The 660-nt window shown below is 69.7% G+C and carries 1 protein-coding gene; it reads right to left on the reverse strand.

What is annotated here, in order from left to right:
* Positions 1–119 precede the first annotated feature (119 nt).
* Positions 120–503 carry an FKBP-type peptidyl-prolyl cis-trans isomerase gene (locus tag ACFVGO_RS09840; protein ID WP_359901163.1) on the reverse strand — a complete coding sequence of 128 codons (384 nt, stop codon included), beginning with the start codon at positions 501–503 and terminating at the stop codon, positions 120–122.
* Between the last annotated feature and the right edge of the window lie 157 nt (positions 504–660).

Below are 660 nucleotides of genomic sequence, written 5' to 3' on the forward strand. Positions count from 1 at the left end.
ATAGGGGAGACCGGCCTGGCGGGGAGGAGCAAACACAAAAAAACCCCCCCCCCCAACCCCCCCCGGGCGTCTTTGTGGTCCGGCCCCGGGGGGGCCCCCCCCCCACGGCGCGAGCAGGCTCAGACCGCCAGCAGGTCGACCACGAAGATCAGGGTCGAGCCAGCCGGGATGAGCGGCGTCGGCGACTGGTTGCCGTACGCCAGGCGCGCCGGGATGGTCAGCTCGCGGCGGCCGCCGACCTTCATGCCGACGACGCCCTGGTCCCAGCCCTTGATGACGCGGCCGCCGCCCAGCGGGAAGCGGAACTCGTTGGGGCTCCGGTTCCAGCTCGCGTCGAACTCCTCGCCGGTCTCGAAGGTCACACCGACGTAGCGGACGCTGACGTTCTGACCCCGCTTGGCCTCCTCGCCGTCACCGACGACGATGTCGCGGATCTGCAGCTCCGTCGGGGCGTCGCCGATCGGGAAGTCGATCTCGGGCTTCTCGTTGAGGTTGACGCTCACAGTCCCTCTTCTCACATTCGCTCTGCTGTCACGACCAAGCGGCGGGGGGGGGGGGCCCGGGTGTTTTTTCCCTGAGACAGGGCGGGGGGCGAGGACCCACCCCGGGCCGGGTCCCACGAAAGGGACAAAAGGAGGAAACCCCACCACTGCACCCCCA

The sequence above is a fragment of the Kitasatospora sp. NPDC057738 genome (assembly GCF_042798815.1).
GTDB lineage: Bacteria > Actinomycetota > Actinomycetes > Streptomycetales > Streptomycetaceae > Kitasatospora > Kitasatospora lactacystinica.